The following is a 15,977-nucleotide window of genomic DNA, read 5'->3' as shown; positions in this document are numbered from 1 at the left end:
GCCCTGCACAATCCTGCACAAATGAAGCTTGCGAGGATCATGCAGGGCGTTTGGTTTACCCTCGCCATAAGCAGGCGATTGCGCCGCGGGGCGCTATGCCCGGCAGGGATCGCCAGCCCCGGAAAATCCGCGATGACGGCAACGGGCAGGGTTCAGTAGCGGTTGGGCTCCATTTCCAGTTCGACCTGGAAACGTTCGGCAATGTCTTTCTGGATGCGCAACGCCAGTTCCAGTAGCTGCGAGCCCGTGGCCTCGCCGTAGTTGACCAGCACCAGGGCCTGCAACTTGTGCACCCCGGCGTCGCCTTCGCGAAAGCCCTTCCAGCCGGCTCGCTCGATCAACCAGCCTGCAGCCAGTTTCATGTACCCCTCAGGCTGTGGATAAGCCACCAGGTCGGGGTATTGTGCCTTGAGACGCGCCACGTGAGCGGCCGGTACCAACGGGTTCTTGAAGAAGCTGCCGGCATTGCCCAGCACCGCCGGGTCTGGAAGCTTTTCACTGCGGATACTGCAAATGGCCCGGCTGACATCGAGGGGCGTCGGGCGGTCGACGCCTTGCTCGGTCAGCCGCTGGCGAACCGGGCCGTATTCCAGATGCAAGTGCGCGGCGCGACTGAGGGCAAAACGCACCCGCAGAATCAACCAGCGCCCCGCTTGCTGCTTGAACAGGCTGTCGCGGTAGGCAAACTGGCATTGCTCAAGGGTGAAATCGCGCAGCTCGCCTGTCTGGCGATCCAGGGCAGTGAGACCGGCGAAGACATCCTTTATCTCGACGCCATAGGCGCCGATGTTCTGCATCGGCGCCGCCCCCACCGTACCGGGAATCAGGCTGAGGTTTTCCAAGCCTGACCAGCCTTGCGCCAGCGTGTACTGGACGAAAGGGTGCCACGGCTCCCCCGCTTCGGCCTCGACCACGACCCGCTCGCCGTCATCACCGAGCAAGCGGATTCCCTGGCTGGCCATGCGCAGCACCAGCGCGTCGATATCGCCGGTCAGCAGCAGATTGCTGCCGCCACCGATCACCAACAATGGCACCTGATGTCCGGCGACATACGCCAGCGCCTCGCGAACATCCTCGTCGCAATGGGCTTCGGCGAACAGTCGGGCCGTGACGTCCACCCCGAAGCTGTTGAATGGCTTGAGGCTGACGCCGCTGCGTACTTGCAGGCTCATAAGCGCCCCTTCAGTTCGATCACCAGGCGATCCGTGGCGTGCTCGATCAGGTCAAGCACCTGCTCGAAGCCTTGTTCACCGTCATAGTAGGGATCCGGTACATCGTCGAGCCCGGCTTCGTAGCGGCGCAGGAACAGGTCCAGTTCGGCCCTGGCATTGGCCGGTTGCAGGGCCTTGAGATTGCGCAGGTTGCTGCTGTCCATCGCCAGGATCAGATCGTAGGCGGCAAAGTCGGCCCGGCTGACCTGCCGGGCACGCTGGGCCGACAGGTCATAGCCGCGTCGCAGGGCGGCAGCCTGGCTGCGCTTGTCCGGGGCCTTGCCCACGTGCCAGTCCCCGGTACCGGCGGAAGTCACTTCCACCTGCCCGGCCAACCCGGCCTCCCGCAGCTTATGCCGCAGGATGCCCTCGGCGGTGGGGGATCGGCAGATGTTGCCGAGGCAAACGAACAGAACCCGCATCAAGCCTCCAGCAGGCGACGAACGCGCTCGAGGTCTTCGACAGTGTCGACGCCGGTCGGCGGTGCGATCAGCGCATCGGCGACGTGGATCCGCACGCCATGCCAGAGGGCGCGCAATTGCTCCAGGGCTTCGGTGTTTTCCAGCCAGCATGGGCCCCAGCTCACGAAATCCTGGAGGAAGCCGGCGCGGTAGGCATAGATGCCGATATGGCGGCGATACGGCACGCCGGCGGGCATGACGTCGCGGTCTTGAGCGAACGCATCCCGGGCCCAGGGCAACGTGGCACGGCTGAAGGTCAGCGCCAGGCCATCAAGGTCGCTGACCACCTTGACCACGTTCGGGTTGAACAGCGTCTTCACGTCCTCGATCGGCTCGGCCAGGGTGGCCATGCGCGCCTGGGGGTGGGCCGCCAGGTTGTTCGCCACCTGGTCGATCACGCTGGGGGGGATCAGCGGCTCGTCGCCTTGCACATTGACGACGATGGCGTCGGGCTCCAGGCCCAGTTTCTGCGCCACCTCCGCCAGGCGATCAGTGCCGGAGTTGTGGTCTTCACGGGTCATGACCACTTCGGCGCCGAAACCGTTGCAGGCCTCGACGATTCGCACATCGTCCGTCGCCACGACCACGCGCTGGGCGCTGCTCTTGCAGGCCTGTTCCCAGACGTGCTGGATCATGGGCTTGCCGGCGATCGTCAGCAACGGTTTGCCGGGCAGGCGCGTCGAGGCGAAGCGCGACGGGATGACGACGGTAAAGGCAACTGTCATTTGTCCAGGCGCTCGTCGGTGCTCAAGGTACGCGCTTCGCTTTCGAGCATCACCGGAATACCGTCGCGGATCGGATACGCAAGGCCGGCGCCCTTGCTGATCAGCTCGGTCTTGTCGGCGCTGAGCTTGAGCGGCCCCTTGCAGACCGGGCAGGCCAGGATATCGAGCAGTTTGGTGTCCATGAGATTCCCCTGGATAAAGGTTTTTAAGGCAACAGACGATCCGGCAACAGGCGCATCAACTGCGTATCGAACCAGGCCGCGAAGGCCGGTGACGGCGCGGCGTCCACCGTCAGGTACCACCAGTCGGAAGCGGCAAAGGCACGGCACTTGACCGCGTCCTTTTCCGTCATGACCACCGGCAACGACGGTGTGAAGCTCAAGGCCTGGGCACTGTATTCGGCATGGTCGGCAAACCCGTGCGGTATAGGACGCCAGTGTAGCGTTTCGAGGGTCTTGAAGAAACGCTGGGGATTGCCGATCCCGGCCACGGCATGCAGTGCCTGGCCGTGCGGAAAATGGTCGAGCGAGCGTCGTTCGCCGCTGGCCACGTTCACCAGGGCGGTGGGCTGCAGTTCGAAGGCGAAACCGTCCTCGCGGTCGGCGCTGGCGCCGTTGTAGAGCACCGCGTCGACCGATTGCAGGCGTTCGACCGGCTCACGCAGCGGCCCGGCAGGCAAGCAGCGCCGGTTGCCCAGGCCACGGGCGTTGTCGATCAATACCAGTTCAAGGTCCCGGGCCAGCCGGTAATGCTGCAGGCCATCGTCGGACAGGATCAGATCCAGCGGTTCGCTGGCCAGCAGCGCCCGGACCGCGCGGCTGCGATCCGGGTCGATCATCAACGGCACGCCAGTGCGCTGGACGATCAGCAGCGGCTCGTCACCCGCAACACCGGCTTGCTGGTCGGCCCGTACCCGCCACGGCAGTTGCGGGGGCTTGGCCCCGTAGCCACGGCTGACCACGCCAACACGCAGGCCGCTGCGCTGGCAATGCTGGATCATCCACAGGATCATCGGTGTCTTGCCGGTGCCACCCACTGTGATATTACCCACCACCATCAGCGGTACCGGAGGCTGGTAGATGTTGCCCTCGCCTGCCAGGAAGCGCTCGCGCTTGCCCACCACCACGCGCCGGTAGAGCCACTCCAGCGGGCGCAACAGCGACAAGGCCGGGTGACCTTCGTACCACGCGGCGAGCAATCGATCGGACATGGCCATCAGGGTGCCGGCGCCGCCTCGACCGTGGTCATGCGCAGGTGACTGAAACCGAGCTTGCCGGCAGCGTCCATGGCGGTGATGACCGATTGATGAGGCGTCTTGCCGTCGGCGCTGATGGACAACGGCAGGCTGGTGTCACCACCGGACTCCTTCTGCAACACCTCGATCAGTGTCGCCAGGTCGCTCTTGGGCAGCAATTGGTTGTTCACCGAAATGGCCCCCTCCGCGTTGATGGTGACTTCCAGGTTCTTGACCTGCTGGTCTTCGGCCGGCGAGCCGCTGACGGCTTGCGGCAGTTCGACCTTGAGCTGGGTTTCCCGGGTAAAGGTCGTGGTCACGACGAAGAACAGCAGCAGGATGAACACCACGTCGATCAGCGACGCGAGGTTGATCTCGATGTTCTCCCGTGGTTTACGGCGAAATCTCACTTCTTGCCCCCGGCCAGGTCCACGTCTCGGTCGCCCTGCACCACCTCGACCAGCTTGATGGCTTCCTGCTCCATGCCCACCACCAGCTCATCGACACGGCGTTGCAGGAATCGATGGAAGAATACCGACGGAATACCCACCATCAGGCCCGCGGCCGTCGTGATCAGGGCTTTGGAAATCCCGCCCGCCAGCACCGAAGCATTGGTGCTCATGCCCGAACCGGTAAAGGCGCTGAAAATATCGATCATGCCCAGTACGGTACCCAGCAGCCCCAGAAGAGGAGCCATGGCGGCGATGGTGCCCAGGGCATTGATGTAGCGCTCCAGCTCATGGATGACCCGGGCGGCAGCTTCCTCGATGCACTCCTTCATGATCTCGCGACCGTGCTTGGAGTTCGCCAGGCCTGCCGCCAGGATTTCCCCCAACGGTGAACTGGCCCGCAGCTCCTTGAGCTTGTCCTTGTTCAGTTGCTTGTCCTTGATCCAGACCCAGACCTGCCCGAGCAGATGCTCCGGGGTCACACGGCTGGCCCGCAGGGTCCACAGGCGTTCGGCAACGATACCCAGTGCCGCGATGGAACTCAGAATGATCGGCAACATCATCCAGCCGCCGGATTTGACCAATTCCCACACAGTGACAGCCCCCTCGGAAAAAGTGCGCCACTTTATCATACAGAATCGGCCGTGCAGGCCCGCCCCGCCAAAAGCCCGTGCATCGGGCCTCGGGAGACAGGTCCGCCTCCCCCCGCGTCAGCCCCTGTGCCAAGCGGATTCATGGCCCGGAGGACGGCGGGTCGCGCCAATAACGTCGCTGCCCGGCCTGGGTCGTCGGCGCAGCGAAGGCTCCAAGTTGCAGACGAATGGCACCGTGTTCGGCGCTGTCGTAGACCGCCATGCCCAACCGTCGATAGCGGGCCATTACTCGAGGATGAGGGTGGCCGAACGCATTGCCTCGCCCTCTCGAGATCAGGACCGAATGAGGAGTGAGACGCGAGAGCAGTGCCATCGACGACGAGCTGCGGCTTCCGTGATGAGGCGCCGCCAGCCACTGGATGGGGACCGCCAAGGGGCCGTCGAGCAAGGCGCGCTCGGCGTGGCTATCGATGTCGCCGGTCAGCAGCAGCCGCTCGCCGCCGGCCTCGACCAGCAAGACACAGGACTTCTGGTTGCTTTCAAGAGCCGCTGCCCATCGCCACAGCTCAAACCTGACGCCGTCCCACTCCCACTGCGTACCGCTGTGGCAAGGATCGGCCTTCAGTGCAGCGGGTAAGGCGGCCGGATCTCCGCTGATGACCAGGGCGGTGGGCAAGCCGTTGTGCACCGCCCTGGCACCACCGGCGTGATCGGCGTCGGCATGGCTGAGCAGCATCAGGTCCAACCCGCCCACACCCAGTTTGCGCAAGGTGGGCAGCACCACACGCTCGCCTGCATCGGCGTCGCCGAAACGCGGCCCAGCGTCATATAGAAGGTTATGCCGTCGGGTACGCACCAGCACCGCCAGCCCCTGGCCCACATCCAGCTGCCAGATCTCGGCGTGCCCCGCCGGCACCTCGTCCCGCGGCGGAAAAACCAACAGCAACAGCATCGGCCAGCCCAGCACGCGCAGCGGCACGCCTTGCGGCAGCAATATGATGACAGCGCCAAGCGCTGCAATGCACCAGGCCCACACCGGTAGCGCAACCGGAACCCAGGCTGGCCATATTGCGCCGACCAGGGCCAATCCCCGGAACAGCAGGTCGAGCAGCCCACCGGCGATCCACAGCAATCCTTCACCGATGTATGGCACCGGCAGCAAGGCCGTTCCGAGCAATGCCGACGGCAACACCAACAGGCTGATCCAGGGCACCGCCACCAGGTTCACCAACGGCCCGCTGAGGCTGACCGGCAAACCCAGTATCAGCAGCAGCGGACACAGCCCCACCGCGACCAGCCACTGGGGGCGGGTCCAGGTTTGCCACCAGCGCCAGGGACCCAGGCGCCCGCCGAAGATGAAAATCAGTATGGCGACTGCGGCGAACGACAGCCAGAACCCAGGCCTCAGGCTTGCCAGCGGGTCGAACACCAGCACCCCGACCAGCGCCAGCAGCCACGCCCGCCACGGGTCCGGATGACGGAAGCGCAGGCGCCACAGCAACACCAGCCCGATCATCGCGCAGGCCCTTCGCACCGGCACTTCGAAACCGGCGAGCAAGCCGTAGCCCAACGCCGCGACAAAAGCCAGGAAACAGGCCCAGGGCAGCCATGGCAGGTGCGCCGGCCATAAACCGTAACGCGCCGCCCCGGCCACTGACAGGTACATCAGGCCGGCGAGCAGGCCAATGTGCTGCCCGGAAATCACCAGCAAGTGAACCGTGCCGGTGTCTTGCAGCACCTGCCATTCATCGCGGCTCAACCCTGCCCCATCGCCCAGGACCAAGGCGATCAGCGCGCCCGAGCGGCCTTGGACGTCGACCCGTGCCAGCGACTGGCGGACCCCATCGCGCCACGCTCCCTGGGCCGAAGCCAGGCGATGACCGTCCTTGACCGTACCGGTCGCGCCAATCCCCCGGCTCAGCAGCCAGGCGTCGTAGTCGAAACCATGAGGGTTCAGCAGACCCGTGGGCCGCTTGAGTTTCACCGCCAACCGCCAACGTTCGCCGCTACTGACCGGCGGCCCGCCAAACCAGGCCAGGCGCATCGATGACGGCAACCGGGTGCGCCGCGAACGGGCATCGGCCAGCTCGAAGCGCACCACGCCATCACCTTGTTGCGGCAACCCCACGACCCGCCCTTCGACCCAGCGGGTCTCGCCGTCCAGCGCCAAGGGCAACCGGTCGTCCAGTGCCCACTGCGCCCCCAGGCAGGCCCAGGCCAACCCCAGCAGGAAAAAACCCAGCGGGTAGGCTCGAAACGGTAGCAGCATCAAAGCCAGTACCGGCATGGCCGCCATCAGCCATGGCGACGGCAGCGCCGACAAGAAAACCGGGGCCGACAGACCCAGTGCAAGCGCGACCATTCCCCTGCGCATAACCCCATCCTTGAGAGTTCCTCACTCAGGCATAGTCGGTCTGCGGCACCGTGGCCGTTATCAATTGTCACAAAGTCTGAATCTGCCGCTCCTAGAATCCGGACATACTTGCGGCTTTATTGCTTTGAACCGACCGAGAAGCCTTATGCCCCGGCGCCTATTCAAACGTTACATGCCAGACCCAGCGATCATTCGGGAACACAAATCCTTACGCTTTCTCGGCGCCCTGCTGCACGATCCCAACCTTTGGCACCTCAATCGCCACTCCGTGGCCCGGGCAATGGCCGTCGGCCTGTTCGCCGCCTTTCTCCCCATCCCCCTGCAGATGCTGCTGGCCGCCGCGCTGGCCGTCACGGTCCGCGGCAACATCCCCATTGCGGTGAGCCTGGTCTGGCTGACCAATCCCATCACCATGCCGGCGGTGTTTTTCTGCACCTACCAGACCGGGGCGTGGCTGATGGACGTTCCTGCCCGGACCCTGCCCGATGAACTGACCTGGGCATGGATCACCGACCAGCTGTCCACTTTGTGGCGACCGTTCCTGCTGGGCTCGGTGGTGACTGGCCTGGTGCTCGGCGTCCTGGCGTATTTCGTGACCATGAGCTACTGGCGCTGGTGGGTGGCGCGGCAATGGAAAAAGCGCAAGAAAAGACGGCAGTGAAATGCAAAAAGGCCTCCCTGATCGGAGGCCTTTTCAGTGGTGCAAGGTAAATGCGCAGCCCGTTATGTCCGCATCCCGCGTCCGCTCACCAGCAACCGGGCGCAACCGATATAGAGCACCACCGTCGCCACCAGCATGAAGGTGATCGCGATGCTGATCCTGATGTCCGAAACCCCGAGGATCCCGTAGCGGAAGGCGTTGACCATGTGCAGCACCGGGTTGGCCAGGGACACGGTCTGCCAGAACGGTGGCAGCAGCGAGATGGAGTAGAACACCCCGCCCAGGTAAGTCAGCGGCGTGAGCACGAACGTGGGAATGATGGAGATGTCATCGAAGTTGCGCGCGAACACGGCATTGATGAAGCCCAGCAGCGAAAAGATCGTCGCGGTGAGCACCACCACCAGTATCGTCACTCCCAGGTGGTGCACCTGCAGATCGGTGAAGAACAACGACAGCAGGGTCACGATCAAGCCCACCGCCAGGCCGCGCAAGACACCGCCCAGGGTAAAGCCGATCAGGATCGTATGGGGCGAAACCGGCGAGACCATCAGTTCTTCGATGGAGCGCTGGAACTTGCTGCCGAAGAAACTCGACACCACGTTGCCGTAGGAGTTGGTGATCACCGACATCATGATCAGCCCGGGCACGATGTAGTCCATGTACGTGAAGCCACCCATGTCACCGATCTGCCGACCGATCAGGTTGCCGAAGATCACGAAGTACAGAACCATGGTGATGGCCGGCGGCAGCAAGGTCTGTGGCCAGATCCGCATGAAGCGGCGGACCTCACGGTAAACGATGGTGTTGAGGGCAATGAGATTGGGACGGAACTCGGAACTCATACCGCCACCTTCGCCAGGTTTTTTTCCACCAGGGACACGAACAGCTCCTCGAGGCGATTGGTCTTGTTGCGCAGGCTCTGCACTTCGATGTTCTGCAGGGCCAGCTGGGTGAACAGTCCGGTAATGCCGACGGACTTGTCCACCTGCACTTCCAGGGTGCGATGATCCAGCAGCCGGGCCGGATAACCGACCAACTGCGGCGCGCTATCGAGATCGCCCTTGAGGTCCAGCAGGAAGGTTTCCACATGCAGTTGGCTGAGCAGTTGCCGCATGCTGGTGTTCTCGACGATGGTGCCGTGGTCAATGATGCCGATGTTGCGGCACAACTGCTCGGCCTCTTCCAGGTAATGGGTGGTAAGAATGATGGTGATGCCTTTCTGGTTCAGCTCGGTCAGGAAGGTCCACATCGAACGACGCAGCTCGATGTCCACGCCCGCGGTCGGTTCGTCGAGGATCAACAGGCGTGGCTCGTGCACCAGGGCCCGGGCAATCATCAATCGCCGCTTCATGCCACCGGACAACGAACGGGACGGCACGTCGCGCTTGTCCCACAACCCCAGTTGGGTCAGGTAGCGCTCGGCGCGCTCGTTGGCGATCTTCGGCGGGATGCCGTAGTAACCCGCCTGGGTCACGACGATGTCGAAGGTCTTTTCGAACTGGTTGAAATTGAATTCCTGGGGGACCACGCCGATGGAGCGCTTGAGCGCGGCGGGTTCGCGGTCCAGGTCATGGCCGAAGACACTCACGGTGCCGCTGGTCTTGTTCACCAGCGTGGACAGGATGCCGATGGTGGTGGATTTGCCCGCGCCGTTGGGGCCGAGCAAGGCGAAGAAATCACCTTCGGCGACGTCCAGATCGATACCACTCAAGGCCTGGAAACCGTTGCTGTAGGTTTTGGTTAGCTGCCGGATGGACAGAGCGGAACTCATATCGGATCTACGCACCAAGAGGAGAGAAAAACATTAGGTTTTGTACGAAAAGTGCCTGCGCGACCTTTCGCACAAACCCTAGATAAGGGCGAGTGGCGAACAATGCAACCACTGGCGCAGGAGGTGCCATGGTGCTTGGCGTCGCCAAACAAGTACAGTCAAGCGTGTCGATAGTAAGTATTAAGTCAACGCGGTCATGACCGCCTTGCGATAAGCCGGACGCTGCTGCAATCGCGCATACCAGGCCTGCAGGTGAGGCAATGGGGCACGCTCGATGGGCATCTCGAACCAGGCATAAATGAAACTGCCCAGGGGAATGTCCCCCATGCCGATTTCATCGCCCGACAGGAAAGGTTGCTCGCCCAGCGCCTGGTCCGCCACTGCCAGCACCGCGTCGCAGACCTGGATCGCCGACTTGATGGCAGCCCAGTCCTGCTGTTCGGCGGGCGTGCGCAGGACGCCCCAGAACACGGTGCGAAACGGATCGGCGAAGGTGGAAGTGGTCCAGTCCATCCATTTTTCAGCCTGGGCCCGAGCCTGAAGGTCGGTGGGGTACCAGGCCGAACCGGATGCGTGACGGGCCATCAGGTAACGCACGATGGTGTTGGACTCCCAGAGCACGAAACCATCGTCCTCGAGCATCGGAACCCGGCCATTGGGATTCTTCGCGCGGTATTCGGGCGTGTCCACCACGCCGAATGCGCCACCGGCGTCGATGGCCTCGAAGGCCAATCCCAACTCCTCGGCGCACCACAGCGCCTTACGGACATTCGATGAGTTTTTCCGGCCCCAGATCTTCAGCATCACGGCATCCTCGATGAATAAGTGCCGCAGCAGCATACGCCGGATCAGCCATGACTCAAATCGCCCTGCATGTCGCCCAGCACCGGCGCCAGCCGATCCTCGAACAGGTGCGGATAGCATTTTTCCAGGTGTTGGAAAAAGAACCCTTCCGGTACGTCGGGGAAAGGACCGTGGTCAGTGACGTATTCCATCGACCGGGCACCCTGGCGATTGAACGGATGGAAGATGCTGTCATGACGACCATCGAACTCCAGGGGCGCGACGTCGAACAACTCACACAAACCCTGGTTGAAGGCCGGCGTGGCCTTGACCCAGCGGTCGTTCAGGTACAGCTCGGTGTAACCGTGCATGGCGAACACATCGCTCCTGAGCAGCTCCAGCAGGCGCGGCGTGGACAAGTGATTGCGCACATCCGCCAGGCCGATCCGGGCCGGGACAGCACAGTGACGGGCGCAGGCGGCCAGCAACGTTGCCTTGGGCACGCAATAGCTTTCACCCAGGGCCAATGCATGACTGCCACGCAGAGTCGCCGGGTCGCGGCTGAAGGTATAAGGGTTGTAGCGCACTGCTTCGCGCACGGCGTAATACAGGCTGATCGCCTGCGCCGTCGGATCGCGGTCGGTGCCGCGGTGGGTTTCGGCGAACGCCATGACCGCAGGATGATCGCTGTCGATGAAGCGGCCGGGGTTCAGGTATTGCTGCATGGGAAACCTCTCGCACTGCAACGCCGCTGCCAGGGTCAGAACTTGCTCCTGCACCGGCGCAACGCCTACGGCATCAGGGAAACGCTGAGTCTATCCACAGCCCTGATGCAGCGATAACGGCGTTTCGGCCAAACAATGGCGTTTTCTCTCCTTTTCGGCGAACGATTTCCCACGGCTGTTGCCAACCAGACTGGCGTAACGCATGCGAGATTTCCCACGAAACCCATCACATCGCGCTGACCGCCGGATTGACCGATGCCGTCTAAGCTCTGGGGGTCGGTCTTGCCTTGGTTCACGGAGGATTACATATGCTGTTGTTGTGGATACTGGTCCTGGTCGTCGGGATCGCCTGGCTGGCGCATCGGCGCATCGCCCCGCTACCCGTGCTGGGTGTCGTCGCGGTCTACCTGCTGGCCATGGGCATCTTCAGCCCCGCCCCCGGCTGGCTGATGGCGATCCTTTGGGTGGTGCTGGCCGCCATCGCGGCCCCCCTGCTGCTGCCGGACCTGCGCCGCAGATACTTCAGCGCGCCGATGTTCGAGTGGTTCCAGAAAACCCTGCCGCCCATGTCGGAGACCGAGCGTGACGCCATCGACGCCGGCACGGTGTGGTGGGACGGCGAGCTGTTCAGCGGTCGGCCCGACTGGGACACGCTGCTGGCCTACCCCAAGGTGCAACTGACCGAAGAAGAACAGGCCTTCCTCGACGGGCCCACCGAAGCACTCTGCGCCATGGTCAGCGACTGGCAGATCGGCCAGGCCATGGACCTGCCGCCCGAAGCCTGGGCGCACATCAAGGAGCACGGGTTCTTCGCGCTGATCATTCCCAAAGCCTACGGCGGCAAGGGTTTCTCCGCCTATGCCCACTCCCAGGTGGCCATGAAACTGGCGACCCGCAGCGGCGACCTGGCGTCGACCGTGATGGTCCCCAACTCCCTGGGTCCGGCGGAACTGCTGCTGCACTACGGCACCGAGGAACAACGCGACCATTACCTGCCACGGCTGGCACGTGGCGACGATATCCCCTGTTTCGCCCTGACCGGGCCACTGGCCGGCTCCGACGCCGGAGCGATGCCCGACACCGGCATCGTCTGCAAGGGAGAGTGGCAGGGCCAGGAAACCCTCGGCCTGCGCCTGAACTGGGAAAAACGCTACATCACCCTCGGCCCGGTGGCGACCCTCCTCGGCCTGGCGTTCAAGGCGTACGACCCCGACCACCTGCTGGGCGACGAAGAAGACCTGGGCATCAGCCTTGCGCTGATTCCCACCGATACACCCGGGGTCAATATCGGTCGCCGTCACCTGCCCCTCGGCGCGGCGTTCATGAACGGACCGAACTGGGGCAAGGACGTGTTCATCCCCCTGGACTTCCTCATCGGCGGCCAGGCCATGCTCGGCAAGGGCTGGATGATGCTGATGAACTGCCTGTCGGTGGGGCGCTCGATCTCCCTGCCGGCGGTGGGAACCGGGGCGGCGAAATTCACCAGCCTGGTAACCGGCCAGTACGCCCAGGTGCGGGAGCAGTTCAACGTACCGTTGTCGGCCTTCGAAGGCATCCAGGAGGCCATGGCTCGAATCGGTGGCAATGCCTGGCTGATGGATGCCGCGCGCATGCTCACCGCCAACGCGGTGGACCTGGGTGAAAAACCCTCGGTGCTGTCGGCGATCCTCAAGTACCACCTGACCGAACGCGGCCGCGAGTGCATCAGCCACGCCATGGACGTGCATGGGGGCAAGGGCATCATCATGGGCCCGAACAACTACCTGGGGCGCAGCTGGCAAGGCGCGCCGATCTTCATCACCGTGGAAGGCGCGAACATCCTGTCGCGCAACCTGATGATCTTCGGCCAGGGGGCGATCCGCTGCCATCCTTTCGTACTCAAGGAAATGGCCCTGGCCACTCGCGAGGACAAGGACCAGGCGCTGCTGGAATTCGATCGGCTGCTGCTCAAGCACATCGGCTTCGCCGTCAGCAATGCCGCCAGCACCCTGGTGCTGAACCTGGGGCTGGGGCATTTCGAAAGAGCTCCGGGCGACACCTTGAGCCAGGGTTATTTCCGAGCGCTCAACCGACAGGCAGCGGCATTCGCCCTGCTGGCCGACCTGAGCATGATGTTGCTGGGCGGCGAGCTCAAACGTCGCGAACGCCTGTCGGCACGCCTGGGCGATGTGCTCAGCCACCTGTACCTGGCCAGTGCGGCCCTCAAGCGATACCACGACCTGGATTCACCGGACCATATGGCGCCGCTGTTCACCTGGGCCATGGAAGAAAGCCTCGGTCAGTCGGAGCGTGCGCTGGACGAACTGCTGGAAAATTTCCCCAACCGGTTGCTGGGTGGCCTGCTGCGCTGCGTGGTATTCCCCTTCGGCCGCCGCCACAAGGGGCCGAGCGACCGCCTGGATGCCGAAGTGGCCGCGGTGATCGGCCGAGCCAAGGGCGATCCGACCCTCGAGGAGTTGTTGCAGGGCTGCTATCGCCCACAATCGGTCGACGACCCCGTGGGCGCCCTGCAGCACGCCGCCGACCTGCTGGCCGCTGCGCATCCCACGCAACGCAAGTTGCATACGGCACTCAAGCAAGGCCAGCTCAACCCGGCCCCGGGGGAACACCTCATCGACGCCGCCCTCGAAGCGGGAGTGCTGCAGGCCGGCGAAGCCCAGGCCCTGCGCGAGGCCGAAGCGGCGCGACGCAAGGTCATCGACGTGGATGATTTCGACAAGGAGGCGCTGACACTCGCCGAAGGCAGGGTCCGCTGATCCCGCCGACCGGTTCCACCATGTAAAAACGGGCGCGGTGGCTTTATACTCCCGCGCCCGTTTTGCTCTTGAGGACTTATCTCGTGTCCAACGTCGTTGCCGATCACCTTCTCCTGCTTGACCACTTGCGCAGCATCCTGGTCGCCGTGGGTGAGGCCGAACAGGTTCCCGAAGAAAGCCATGCCTTGTTCCTGGAGCGCTTCGACGAGTTGCGTGCGCAATTGCCCATCGACCCGATCGAAAGCCAGTACCTGGGCCAGGATCTGCTGTGCCAGGTGATCGTACGTTACCCACAGGTCGCCCATCTCGTACCTCGCGACCTGTTGTGGTACTTCGGCGGTGACTGCCTGCACTACATGCCCGATGAAGAAATCAGCCTGTACCAGGCGCTGGAGGAGCGCCGTTTCGAAGCCGAACAGAACGACGAGCCGTTCGACTGGAACCAGGAAAAACAATTGCTGGCGATGTCGGACCAGGACAGCAAGCACTGATCTCGATCCAGTCACGCCAAAGGCCCGCACGGTTGATCCTGCGGGCCTTTTTATTGGGAAACCGAAACAGGCGCCAGGCCTTGGAGCATTCCTGGAAGGAATGCAGACCAAGGGCTACTCAGGGCAAAAGACATTTTATTGACACGTGTTTTGCCATCATTTCGCCGACCGTCACTTTTTAGGCGTTTTTTTCATTTCAGGCGTGGCGCTTTGCCATAGGTCGACTACCTTCAAACAGAAGCGAGAACGATGGCAGGCAGAGCGCCCTTGCGGGTGAGCTGTGGATATCCGCCATTGGCTCGACGACCGGAGCTTTCCGGGTCTTGAGGATGTTTTCGAAAGCCGCCCGCCGTTCAGTCGGGCCGGTGATCGTCGCTGGCGTTCAGCGGCGAATTCCGTACCGGCTCATTGAGTCGCGTGGTGAGTGAGGGGGTTGCCCGGGCCCCATAAATGATCCGAGGCATCGTTCAAGCCTATGGACGGCCAGTCTGTCGAGGATCATCTTATGAGCTACCGTACCGTGCCCGCTATAAAACACCTTATCCATGGCTTGTTCTGGATGGGCCTTGGCCTGGATGCGGCGCAGGCCGCACCTGCCAGCTGTGCGCAACTGGACAAGTTGCCGGCCACCTTCGTGGTTGGCCAGGGCCTCCAGGACGAATTGCGTATCCTGGCGCCCGTGACCAAGCTGGCAGTGGGCGACCCGAAAATTGCCGACGTCCAGCCCAGTGGCAGCGACGCTTTCATTCTTACGGGCATCGCGCCGGGCGCCACCAGTCTGATGGTCTGGACGGAATGCTCGAAAACGCCCCGCCAAAGCATGATTTTCGTCGAAGGCCGGGCCACCGCGGCGTTGACCAGCGCGGCCAGCGTGCCTACCGAGGATCCGATGCTGCTGGCCCAGGTGCAGACCGATATCCGTTTCGTCGAGGTCAGCCGGACCAAGCTCAAGGAAGCCTCGACCTCGATCTTCGGCAGCCGTGGCAACTTCCTGTTCGGCTCCCCTCGGACCTTGCCCACCATCGGTGGCGTGGTCCGGCCGTCGCTGCCGGTCAACAACGACATGTTCAACCTGTCATTCGCCACCGGGCAAACCCTGCTGATGATCAACGCACTGGAAGGCAGCGGCTTTGCCTACACCCTGGCGCGGCCGAGCCTGGTAGCCCTCAGTGGCCAGAGCGCGAGCTTCCTGGCCGGTGGCGAGGTGCCAATCCCGGTGCCCAGCGCCGGCAGCGACAACGTCTCCATCGAATACAAGGAGTTCGGTATCCGCCTGACCCTGACGCCAACCGTCATCGGGAAAAACCGCATTGCCTTGAAGGTGGCTCCGGAAGTCAGTGAGCTGGATTTCACCAACGCCGTGAACATCGCCGGCACGCTGGTTCCGGCGCTTACCGTGCGCCGTACCGATACCAGCATTGCCCTGGCCGACGGCGAAAGTTTCGTCATCAGCGGCCTGATCAGCACCCGCAACGCTTCCCAGGTGAACAAGTTTCCGGGATTGGGCGATGTTCCGATTCTCGGCGCGTTCTTTCGCGACAACTCCATCAACCGCGAAGAACGGGAACTGTTGATGATCGTCACGCCGCACCTGGTCCAACCCCTGGCTGCCAACGCGCAACTGCCGACGTTGCCGGGCGAACAGCTGCGCAACTACGACCCTAATTTCTACCGGATGTACTTTCTCGAAAACGGCGAGTTCGACAACCGCACGGGTCTTTCCCAATGAGCCGGCGCCTGCTG

The 15,977-nt window shown here is 63.2% G+C and carries 16 protein-coding genes; 4 read left to right on the top strand and 12 right to left on the bottom strand.

Going from position 1 to position 15,977, the window contains the following annotated elements; translation table 11 throughout:
* Positions 1-152: 152 nt before the first annotated feature.
* The 8 genes from murB to BLP99_RS10850 all read right to left on the bottom strand — a co-directional run bounded on the left by murB (position 153) and on the right by BLP99_RS10850 (position 7,047).
* Positions 153-1,172, bottom strand: coding sequence for a UDP-N-acetylmuramate dehydrogenase (gene murB / locus BLP99_RS10885; RefSeq protein ID WP_072393415.1), 1,020 nt, complete (start codon positions 1,170-1,172; stop codon positions 153-155).
* Positions 1,169-1,633, bottom strand: a complete 465-nt coding sequence (locus tag BLP99_RS10880) for a low molecular weight protein-tyrosine-phosphatase (protein WP_092180306.1) — start codon at positions 1,631-1,633, stop codon at positions 1,169-1,171. Before BLP99_RS10880 ends, murB begins: the two co-directional genes overlap by 4 nt.
* Positions 1,633-2,397, bottom strand: a complete 765-nt coding sequence (gene kdsB, locus BLP99_RS10875) for a 3-deoxy-manno-octulosonate cytidylyltransferase (protein ID WP_092180304.1) — start codon at positions 2,395-2,397, stop codon at positions 1,633-1,635. The genes BLP99_RS10880 and kdsB overlap by 1 nt, the downstream gene beginning before the upstream one ends.
* Positions 2,394-2,579 (bottom strand): Trm112 family protein, encoded by a 186-nt coding sequence (locus BLP99_RS10870; RefSeq protein ID WP_042728811.1) that lies wholly within the window; start codon positions 2,577-2,579, stop codon positions 2,394-2,396. Before BLP99_RS10870 ends, kdsB begins: the two co-directional genes overlap by 4 nt.
* A gap of 23 nt (positions 2,580-2,602) precedes the next feature.
* Positions 2,603-3,613: a tetraacyldisaccharide 4'-kinase gene (gene lpxK, locus BLP99_RS10865; RefSeq protein WP_072393424.1), complete on the bottom strand. Its 1,011-nt coding sequence runs from the start codon at positions 3,611-3,613 to the stop codon at positions 2,603-2,605.
* Entirely contained in the window at positions 3,613-4,041 is a 429-nt protein-coding gene (locus BLP99_RS10860) for an ExbD/TolR family protein (RefSeq protein WP_072393427.1), read from the bottom strand. The genes lpxK and BLP99_RS10860 overlap by 1 nt, the downstream gene beginning before the upstream one ends.
* The gene (locus BLP99_RS10855) at positions 4,038-4,673 is read right to left on the bottom strand and encodes a MotA/TolQ/ExbB proton channel family protein (protein ID WP_165887346.1); all 636 of its coding nucleotides are present in this window, start codon (positions 4,671-4,673) and stop codon (positions 4,038-4,040) included. Before BLP99_RS10855 ends, BLP99_RS10860 begins: the two co-directional genes overlap by 4 nt.
* A gap of 139 nt (positions 4,674-4,812) precedes the next feature.
* Complete coding sequence (locus tag BLP99_RS10850) at positions 4,813-7,047, bottom strand: DNA internalization-related competence protein ComEC/Rec2 (RefSeq protein WP_072431801.1); 2,235 nt, start codon at positions 7,045-7,047, stop codon at positions 4,813-4,815.
* 145 nt (positions 7,048-7,192) lie between these two features.
* Between BLP99_RS10850 and BLP99_RS10845 the strand changes: the two genes are divergently transcribed.
* Positions 7,193-7,708, top strand: a complete 516-nt coding sequence (locus tag BLP99_RS10845; protein WP_072393434.1) for a DUF2062 domain-containing protein — start codon at positions 7,193-7,195, stop codon at positions 7,706-7,708.
* A gap of 62 nt (positions 7,709-7,770) precedes the next feature.
* On the opposite strand, the gene BLP99_RS10840 is transcribed toward BLP99_RS10845, so the two are convergent.
* The 4 genes from BLP99_RS10840 to BLP99_RS10825 all read right to left on the bottom strand — a co-directional run bounded on the left by BLP99_RS10840 (position 7,771) and on the right by BLP99_RS10825 (position 10,987).
* On the bottom strand, positions 7,771-8,550 hold the full coding sequence (locus tag BLP99_RS10840; RefSeq protein ID WP_053150099.1) for an ABC transporter permease: 780 nt from the start codon (positions 8,548-8,550) through the stop codon (positions 7,771-7,773).
* Positions 8,547-9,479, bottom strand: a complete 933-nt coding sequence (locus tag BLP99_RS10835) for an ABC transporter ATP-binding protein (protein ID WP_072393438.1) — start codon at positions 9,477-9,479, stop codon at positions 8,547-8,549. The genes BLP99_RS10840 and BLP99_RS10835 overlap by 4 nt, the downstream gene beginning before the upstream one ends.
* 180 nt (positions 9,480-9,659) lie before the next feature.
* Complete coding sequence (locus tag BLP99_RS10830; RefSeq protein WP_072394117.1) at positions 9,660-10,283, bottom strand: glutathione S-transferase family protein; 624 nt, start codon at positions 10,281-10,283, stop codon at positions 9,660-9,662.
* Positions 10,284-10,327: 44 nt separating this feature from the next.
* Positions 10,328-10,987 carry a transglutaminase-like domain-containing protein gene (locus BLP99_RS10825; RefSeq protein WP_072393441.1) on the bottom strand — a complete coding sequence of 220 codons (660 nt, stop codon included), beginning with the start codon at positions 10,985-10,987 and terminating at the stop codon, positions 10,328-10,330.
* Positions 10,988-11,295: 308 nt separating this feature from the next.
* On the opposite strand from BLP99_RS10825, the gene BLP99_RS10820 reads away from it, so the two are divergent.
* The 3 genes from BLP99_RS10820 (at position 11,296) to BLP99_RS10810 (ending at position 15,963) form a co-directional block, all read left to right on the top strand.
* Positions 11,296-13,743 (top strand): acyl-CoA dehydrogenase, encoded by a 2,448-nt coding sequence (locus BLP99_RS10820; RefSeq protein WP_072393444.1) that lies wholly within the window; start codon positions 11,296-11,298, stop codon positions 13,741-13,743.
* An 83-nt stretch (positions 13,744-13,826) separates the two neighbouring features.
* Positions 13,827-14,234: a PA2817 family protein gene (locus BLP99_RS10815; protein WP_072393448.1), complete on the top strand. Its 408-nt coding sequence runs from the start codon at positions 13,827-13,829 to the stop codon at positions 14,232-14,234.
* A gap of 505 nt (positions 14,235-14,739) precedes the next feature.
* The gene (locus tag BLP99_RS10810; protein WP_072393452.1) at positions 14,740-15,963 is read left to right on the top strand and encodes a type II and III secretion system protein family protein; all 1,224 of its coding nucleotides are present in this window, start codon (positions 14,740-14,742) and stop codon (positions 15,961-15,963) included.
* Positions 15,964-15,977: the final 14 nt, after the last annotated feature.

Origin of the sequence: Pseudomonas sp. NFACC32-1 (genome assembly GCF_900101215.1) — a bacterium.
Classification (GTDB): domain Bacteria; phylum Pseudomonadota; class Gammaproteobacteria; order Pseudomonadales; family Pseudomonadaceae; genus Aquipseudomonas.
The sequence above is the reverse complement of the archived record's forward strand: the minus strand, read 5'-3'. Positions and strand labels throughout refer to the sequence as shown.

Excerpts from the sequence above, each read along its gene's own strand:
- BLP99_RS10870 (WP_042728811.1), bottom strand. The coding sequence starts at position 2,579 with ATGGACACCAAACTGCTCGATATCCTGGCCTGCCCGGTCTGCAAGGGG.
- BLP99_RS10850 (WP_072431801.1), bottom strand. The coding sequence starts at position 7,047 with ATGCGCAGGGGAATGGTCGCGCTTGCACTGGGTCTGTCGGCCCCGGTT.
- BLP99_RS10830 (WP_072394117.1), bottom strand. The coding sequence starts at position 10,283 with ATGCTGAAGATCTGGGGCCGGAAAAACTCATCGAATGTCCGTAAGGCG.
- BLP99_RS10810 (WP_072393452.1), top strand. The coding sequence starts at position 14,740 with ATGAGCTACCGTACCGTGCCCGCTATAAAACACCTTATCCATGGCTTG.
- BLP99_RS10835 (WP_072393438.1), bottom strand. The coding sequence starts at position 9,479 with ATGAGTTCCGCTCTGTCCATCCGGCAGCTAACCAAAACCTACAGCAAC.
- lpxK (WP_072393424.1), bottom strand. The coding sequence starts at position 3,613 with ATGGCCATGTCCGATCGATTGCTCGCCGCGTGGTACGAAGGTCACCCG.
- BLP99_RS10840 (WP_053150099.1), bottom strand. The coding sequence starts at position 8,550 with ATGAGTTCCGAGTTCCGTCCCAATCTCATTGCCCTCAACACCATCGTT.
- BLP99_RS10880 (WP_092180306.1), bottom strand. The coding sequence starts at position 1,633 with ATGCGGGTTCTGTTCGTTTGCCTCGGCAACATCTGCCGATCCCCCACC.
- murB (WP_072393415.1), bottom strand. The coding sequence starts at position 1,172 with ATGAGCCTGCAAGTACGCAGCGGCGTCAGCCTCAAGCCATTCAACAGC.
- BLP99_RS10845 (WP_072393434.1), top strand. The coding sequence starts at position 7,193 with ATGCCCCGGCGCCTATTCAAACGTTACATGCCAGACCCAGCGATCATT.
- kdsB (WP_092180304.1), bottom strand. The coding sequence starts at position 2,397 with ATGACAGTTGCCTTTACCGTCGTCATCCCGTCGCGCTTCGCCTCGACG.
- BLP99_RS10820 (WP_072393444.1), top strand. The coding sequence starts at position 11,296 with ATGCTGTTGTTGTGGATACTGGTCCTGGTCGTCGGGATCGCCTGGCTG.
- BLP99_RS10825 (WP_072393441.1), bottom strand. The coding sequence starts at position 10,987 with ATGCAGCAATACCTGAACCCCGGCCGCTTCATCGACAGCGATCATCCT.